The organism is Flavobacterium sp., assembly GCF_044369455.1.
Taxonomy (GTDB): Bacteria; Bacteroidota; Bacteroidia; order Flavobacteriales; family Flavobacteriaceae; genus Flavobacterium.
Genome location: NZ_JBIPLW010000046.1, coordinates 1 through 3,109 on the forward strand (window position 1 = coordinate 1; position 3,109 = coordinate 3,109).

At 50.1% G+C, this 3,109-nt stretch carries 2 protein-coding genes; both read right to left on the reverse strand.

What is annotated here, in order from left to right:
• Positions 1 to 2,513 (reverse strand): matrixin family metalloprotease (locus tag ACIQ2L_RS13750; RefSeq protein ID WP_396159803.1); only part of this gene is annotated, 2,513 nt, incomplete at its 3' end.
• A 218-nt stretch (positions 2,514 to 2,731) separates the two neighbouring features.
• Positions 2,732 to 3,109: hypothetical protein (locus ACIQ2L_RS13755; RefSeq protein WP_396159805.1), on the reverse strand; the 378-nt coding region annotated here is incomplete at its 5' end.

The following is a 3,109-nucleotide window of genomic DNA, read 5'->3' on the forward strand; positions in this document are numbered from 1 at the left end:
GTTACGCCGAGTACATCCCCTGTACCAGAACGAACTCCATTGTTGGGGAACATGTCCCCCAACACAATCTTCAGAATCCCGTCTCCTTGTACCGATGTGCCGAGATGTTCAACAACGTCGATACCGATATAAGCGCTGTACAATTCAAAAATCTCTCGCACGCGCTGCTTCTGTTCGGGACTCATCGAAGAGGACAGAGGACGGCCTTGCGCATCACGTCCATAGACTTGATTGTCCATGAAGCTGTATCGCACGCGTGTGATTTCTGTATTGGTGTCTGCAGTCTGACCAGGCACTGCGTCAATGTGCGATTCGTCTTGTATGTCTCGATGCCCGGGCTCTTGATTGCTTCCCGGATAGTTCAAAAGCAATTGATTCGGCCCAACGGTCCGAATCTCCTCAGAGATGATCGTCGAGAACGAGCCAGTTACTACACCATTAACGATCGTACCGTTAGTCGGTAGATTCAGTGTCGCATCCAAGAACCCCGCTGGATCACTTGCTGGTGTCAATGTTTTCGGGAGAATCACATTCGTTGTAGAAGCAGGGGCTTCACTACTGCCGACTCGCAATCGAAACGTTCCGTTTCCGCTTCCAAACGACTGAATATCTAACGGGAAGGTTAGGGTAGCCTTTCGCTCCACGGCATCGTAGGCGATCGATTGTGGTGCAACTACAGCATCATCGTTGGGACTAACTGTATCATTGGTAAAGATCAGTTTGTAAAAGGCAGGGTCTACTACGCGCGGGTTCGGCGTTAGATTTCCCGTTTGAACAGATTGGTCGTAGAGTTCGCCATCATTGAAGAAGACCTCTATTTGATTTCGGCGCTGCGTGAGCGTACCGTTCGCAGCACGATCGATCGGCTGCGGAACAACTGCGATGATCTTGGTTCCTAACTCCAAATCAAACTCGAAGGTGTCACGATCCGTATTTGCCAAACGAGGCTTCATCTGCGATCCAGATTGGTTCCGTATCGCTCGAACACCCTCGGAAGGAATATCAGCACCAAAAATCTCTACTTGATACAAATCATCGGAGAGCGGCTCTGCGAAACGAGCGATGACAATTCGATTCGACGTACCAAAATCCAAAAAGGCTGGAACTATTGGCAAATCCGCAGAAGTAAACTGTTTGTCGTCCCCCGCGGGACGAATGCGTATCCCTTGTCTCAGCGTTGTCCTATCGAGATCGGCATCAAAACGAAAAACCAACTCTCTCGGCGACTCGACCAAGACGTTGGGACGCGTGTTTGAGAAAATCTCCGTTGAATTGGGTGCCACCGAAAGCAATCGAAAAGTTTCAAGAGCTGGTCCGGATGGCGGAGTAATCCCGTCAAGCGTAATTCGAAGATTGTAAAGCTGCGTTTCTGTACCTGATCCTAGGACTCGAACCGCATATGTTCCTGCGTTCGGCAGCGCGAGGTCTTGAATCGTCTCTGCCAATCCTGGACCGCCAGCATTGACCGTAGCAAGAATTGCTCCAGTTGCGGTTTCAACCCGGAAGGACAAATCTTTATTGATAAGTGTATTGACCGGCGCAGTCGCGCCACCTTGGTTACCAATGACATACTGCTGTCCCTCTGGAGTCAGCGTGATCGAAACTCGACCTGAATTGCTGATGGTAAATCTAAACACATCAACGTCGGCATTGCGATCCGTTGAAAGATTATTCAACTGAATAGTGCCGTTCGACCTAGTACCAAGATCCGTTGAAGTACCAAAGGAATCGTTCGATTCAAAGTTATCACCATAAAGCGTTTGCGCACCAAGTATATCGTCGTGCTGTGCACCGAGGAACGCAAAGGTGACGTTTGGCTCCATCAACTTTGTGTTGTTAATGGGTATCGAATGGCCCAGCCCAATTCCGTGGCCCGCCTCGTGCATCAATACGTTTATTAACCCACGGTTCTCGCCGGCGGGACCGTTCGAACTATTCGCGTAGAAGTTATCCGTGGTATCGATGACCATATCGCCGTCGAATCCAAAGTTTCCACCCGTAAATGGATCGAAATTGAAAGCAAGAATACCGCTATTTCCATCGATGGCTCGACCGCCGATTCGAATATCCCCCCGTACTCCGGTTACTCCTCGTGACGCCGCGGAATTGGTTTGCGCAACACCATCGTCGTTCGCTTCATAAACGAAGTTGACCCCTGTCACATTGGACCAGTTGTCATAGGCCCTCTCAACGAGTTTAAACCAAGGCCTATTTCCGACCGGACCTGGTGCTGTCCCATAAATGCCATCCATAAAGGCAATCAAGTTGGATGCTTGGAGATCCGTTGGCCCTGAACCAACTCGTGTGCCGTCAGGAACAATACTCCAGCTAACTGTTGCAGGATCCCCCATGTTGAGGCTCGGTCCCCCGGTGGGATTTGTCCAGCGAGACCCTAATAGATTGAATGCATGCGGCCCTTTGAACGAATTCCCAAAATCCCCCTGCAAACCAGGGTGCGCACTTATCCAAGCATCCCGATACTCCTCGGTTGTCCCCGGCGCAAACACTGCCATGAGATCCCGGCGTTCGAGCCCTTCGCAAACAAGACGACGGAATTGCTCCCGTTTCGCCTTGAGCAACGAACGAAAGCGACTGACTGACTTTGAAGCGTCAATTCCCATTTTTACTAATACCTTTGGAGGCTTTTCGGAAAGACTGGACTATTCGAGTAATTCTAATTTGGTTGGAAAAGGCAAACCGGTTGATTTGACTCTATCTTAATAACGGTACATCAATCGAGGAAGGAATCCGCGAAGATCGAATCCAATAATTCATTCCCTGGATCTACGCTCGAAACAAGGGCGGTAGCGATATCGTCACCTTCCTCATCTTCTGCAAAACCGGCCAAGTAATCCGCTAGGCTCATGCCTATCGAGTTATTCGCTTGGCGAGGTTGAACCGGTCCTACGACTACGTTGGAGAGTTCGACTTCTACGTTGGAGTTGTCTCTCGAAACCGACCGGCTCCACGCCATTGGAGGGGAACTTGTCGAATCGAGTCCTACCATCACGACTTGCCCCTCGCCTTCGCCCTCAGGGCTTCCACTAAAGTTGCTGCGGGAGTTGAGATAATTGACAACTTCCAAAACATCCAACGCATCGATGAACAA